Source organism: Pandoraea sp. B-6 (assembly GCF_000282835.1).
Taxonomy (GTDB): domain Bacteria; phylum Pseudomonadota; class Gammaproteobacteria; order Burkholderiales; family Burkholderiaceae; genus Pandoraea; species Pandoraea cepalis.
Window position 1 is genome coordinate 1 of sequence record NZ_AKXS01000167.1, and the last position, 4,421, is coordinate 4,421.

The 4,421-nt window shown below is 52.2% G+C and carries 2 tRNA genes and 2 rRNA genes; all 4 read right to left on the bottom strand.

What is annotated here, in order from left to right:
• Nucleotides 1–2,502, bottom strand: a 23S ribosomal RNA gene (locus tag A985_RS0101585); the annotation flags it as partial.
• 282 nt (nt 2,503–2,784) lie between these two features.
• Nucleotides 2,785–2,860: transfer RNA gene (locus A985_RS0101590), tRNA-Ala, on the bottom strand.
• A gap of 112 nt (nt 2,861–2,972) precedes the next feature.
• Nucleotides 2,973–3,049 (bottom strand) — tRNA-Ile (locus A985_RS0101595).
• Between the two features lie 64 nt (nt 3,050–3,113).
• Nucleotides 3,114–4,421, bottom strand: a 16S ribosomal RNA gene (locus A985_RS0101600); the annotation flags it as partial.

The window sequence follows — 4,421 nt, forward strand, 5'->3', positions numbered from 1 at the left end:
AGCCCCAGGATGAGATGAGCCGACATCGAGGTGCCAAACACCGCCGTCGATATGAACTCTTGGGCGGTATCAGCCTGTTATCCCCAGAGTACCTTTTATCCGTTGAGCGATGGCCCTTCCATACAGAACCACCGGATCACTATGACCTGCTTTCGCACCTGCTCGACTTGTCAGTCTCGCAGTTAAGCACGCTTTTGCCATTGCACTATCAGCACGATTTCCGACCGTACCTAGCGTACCTTCGTACTCCTCCGTTACACTTTGGGAGGAGACCGCCCCAGTCAAACTGCCTACCATGCACTGTCCCCGATCCGGATTACGGACCTAGGTTAGAACCTCAAACAAACCAGGGTGGTATTTCAAGGACGGCTCCACAGAAACTAGCGTTCCTGCTTCAAAGCCTCCCACCTATCCTACACAGACCGGTTCAAAGTCCAATGCAAAGCTACAGTAAAGGTTCATGGGGTCTTTCCGTCTAGCCGCGGGTAGATTGCATCATCACAAACACTTCAACTTCGCTGAGTCTCGGGAGGAGACAGTGTGGCCATCGTTACGCCATTCGTGCAGGTCGGAACTTACCCGACAAGGAATTTCGCTACCTTAGGACCGTTATAGTTACGGCCGCCGTTTACCGGGACTTCAATCAAGAGCTTGCACCCCATCATTTAATCTTCCGGCACCGGGCAGGCGTCACACCCTATACGTCCACTTTCGTGTTTGCAGAGTGCTGTGTTTTTATTAAACAGTCGCAGCCACCAGTTTATTGCAACCCTTTCACCCTCCTGGCGCAGGCCAGTCAAGCTACAAGGGCGTACCTTATCCCGAAGTTACGGTACCAATTTGCCGAGTTCCTTCTCCCGAGTTCTCTCAAGCGCCTTAGAATACTCATCTCGCCCACCTGTGTCGGTTTGCGGTACGGTCTCGTATGACTGAAGCTTAGAGGCTTTTCTTGGAACCACTTCCAATTGCTTCGTACCCGAAGGTACTCGCCCCACAGCCTTGAATTACGCGCCCGGATTTGCCTAAGCGCCTTCTCCACTGCAGGGACCGGGACTTCCAACACCCGGACAACCTTCCGCGATCCGTCCCCCCATCGCATCATACGACGGTGCAGGAATATTAACCTGCTTCCCATCAGCTACGCATCTCTGCCTCGCCTTAGGGGCCGACTCACCCTACGCCGATGAACGTTGCGTAGGAAACCTTGGGCTTACGGCGAGGGGGCCTTTCACCCCCTTTATCGCTACTCATGTCAGCATTCGCACTTCTGATACCTCCAGCATCCTTCACAAGACACCTTCACAGGCTTACAGAACGCTCTCCTACCATGCGAGCAAGCTCGCATCCGCAGCTTCGGTATATTGCTTAGCCCCGTTACATCTTCCGCGCAGGACGACTCGATCAGTGAGCTATTACGCTTTCTTTAAAGGGTGGCTGCTTCTAAGCCAACCTCCTGACTGTTTTAGCCTTCCCACTTCGTTTCCCACTTAGCAATATTTAGGGACCTTAGCTGGCGGTCTGGGTTGTTTCCCTCTTGACACCGGACGTTAGCACCCGATGTCTGTCTCCCGTGATTGCACTCTTCGGTATTCGGAGTTTGCTATGGCGAAGTAATCCGCAATGGACCCTTCAACCATGACAGTGCTCTACCCCCGAAGGTGATACACGAGGCACTACCTAAATAGTTTTCGGAGAGAACCAGCTATTTCCAAGTTTGTTTAGCCTTTCACCCCTATCCACAGCTCATCCCCTAATTTTTCAACATTAGTGGGTTCGGTCCTCCAGTACGTGTTACCGCACCTTCAACCTGGCCATGGATAGATCACTTGGTTTCGGGTCTACACCCAGCGACTGAACGCCCTATTCGGACTCGCTTTCGCTACGCCTTCCCTATTCGGTTAAGCTTGCCACTGAATGTAAGTCGCTGACCCATTATACAAAAGGTACGCAGTCACCCCTTGCGAGGCTCCTACTGTTTGTATGCATGCGGTTTCAGGATCTATTTCACTCCCCTCCCGGGGTTCTTTTCGCCTTTCCCTCACGGTACTGGTTCACTATCGGTCGATTACGAGTATTTAGCCTTGGAGGATGGTCCCCCCATCTTCAGACAGGATTTCACGTGTCCCGCCCTACTTTTCTCAAGCTTAGTTCCACACCAGGGTTTTCTCATACGGGGCTATCACCCACTATGGCCGGACTTTCCATTCCGTTTTGATAACACCGGTGCTAAATCTTGAAGGCTGGTCCCATTTCGCTCGCCACTACTTTGGGAATCTCGGTTGATTTCTTTTCCTGCAGCTACTTAGATGTTTCAGTTCGCCGCGTTCGCTTCACTAGACCTATGTATTCAGTCTAGGATGACCCAAAGGGCCGGGTTTCCCCATTCGGACATTTGTGGATCAAAGCTTATTTGCCAGCTCCCCACAACTTTTCGCAGGCTATCGCGTCCTTCATCGCCTGTAATCGCCAAGGCATCCACCACATGCACTTATTCGCTTGACCCTATAACGAGTGTGTCTTTCGGCACATTCCCTATAGGTTGAGTTTTCGCGTTGTGCCGTATTCCAAGTCATCTTTCGATCACTTAAATACTAGTTGATACAATCACAACCCATACAATTTCCACGCGCCATCTCTAACGCGCTTCCGTTGTACTACTACTTCTTCCAAATTGTTAAAGAACAAATACTGCATGACATTGCTGTCATTCAAAAACATTCACACTTGGGGATTTACCACAGACGTAAAAGCTTTTGACTGACATCGATGTGCGATCTAAGGAATTGGTGGAGGCAGACGGGATCGAACCGACGACCCCCTGCTTGCAAAGCAGGTGCTCTCCCAGCTGAGCTATGCCCCCCAAATCAGTCTGATGCGGCGTTACAAAAAACCTTGCATACCGATGTATGCGGCGGCCTTTTGTGCCTTGCCTCAGCCAGATTTCTTTCTACCAGGCGTCGGTGGAAAGAGTTTGGTGGGTCTGGAAGGACTTGAACCTTCGACCCCCGCCTTATCAAGACGGTGCTCTAACCACCTGAGCTACAGACCCGACTTAGATCTACGCAGTCAACAACCGATAAGCGTGAACACTCAACTTCCAGTGCATGCTCTAGAAAGGAGGTGATCCAGCCGCAGGTTCCCCTACGGCTACCTTGTTACGACTTCACCCCAGTCATGAATCCTGCCGTGGTAAGCGCCCTCCTTACGGTTAGGCTACCTACTTCTGGCAAAACCCACTCCCATGGTGTGACGGGCGGTGTGTACAAGACCCGGGAACGTATTCACCGCGACATGCTGATCCGCGATTACTAGCGATTCCAGCTTCACGCAGTCGAGTTGCAGACTGCGATCCGGACTACGATCGGTTTTCTGGGGTTAGCTCCACCTCGCGGTTTGGCAGCCCTCTGTACCGACCATTGTATGACGTGTGAAGCCCTACCCATAAGGGCCATGAGGACTTGACGTCATCCCCACCTTCCTCCGGTTTGTCACCGGCAGTCTCCCTAGAGTGCTCTTGCGTAGCAACTAAGGACAAGGGTTGCGCTCGTTGCGGGACTTAACCCAACATCTCACGACACGAGCTGACGACAGCCATGCAGCACCTGTGTTACGGTTCTCTTTCGAGCACTCCCACCTCTCAGCAGGATTCCGTACATGTCAAGGGTAGGTAAGGTTTTTCGCGTTGCATCGAATTAATCCACATCATCCACCGCTTGTGCGGGTCCCCGTCAATTCCTTTGAGTTTTAATCTTGCGACCGTACTCCCCAGGCGGTCAACTTCACGCGTTAGCTTCGTTACTAAGGAAATGAATCCCCAACAACTAGTTGACATCGTTTAGGGCGTGGACTACCAGGGTATCTAATCCTGTTTGCTCCCCACGCTTTCGTGCATGAGCGTCAGTATTGGCCCAGGGGGCTGCCTTCGCCATCGGTATTCCTCCACATCTCTACGCATTTCACTGCTACACGTGGAATTCTACCCCCCTCTGCCATACTCTAGCCTTGCAGTCACGAATGCAGTTCCCAGGTTAAGCCCGGGGATTTCACATCCGTCTTACAAAACCGCCTGCGCACGCTTTACGCCCAGTAATTCCGATTAACGCTTGCACCCTACGTATTACCGCGGCTGCTGGCACGTAGTTAGCCGGTGCTTATTCTTCCGGTACCGTCATCCCCCCGAGGTATTAACCCAGAGGATTTCTTTCCGGACAAAAGTGCTTTACAACCCGAAGGCCTTCTTCACACACGCGGCATTGCTGGATCAGGCTTTCGCCCATTGTCCAAAATTCCCCACTGCTGCCTCCCGTAGGAGTCTGGGCCGTGTCTCAGTCCCAGTGTGGCTGGTCGTCCTCTCAGACCAGCTACAGATCGTCGCCTTGGTGAGCTTTTACCCCACCAACTAGCTAATCTGACATCGGCTG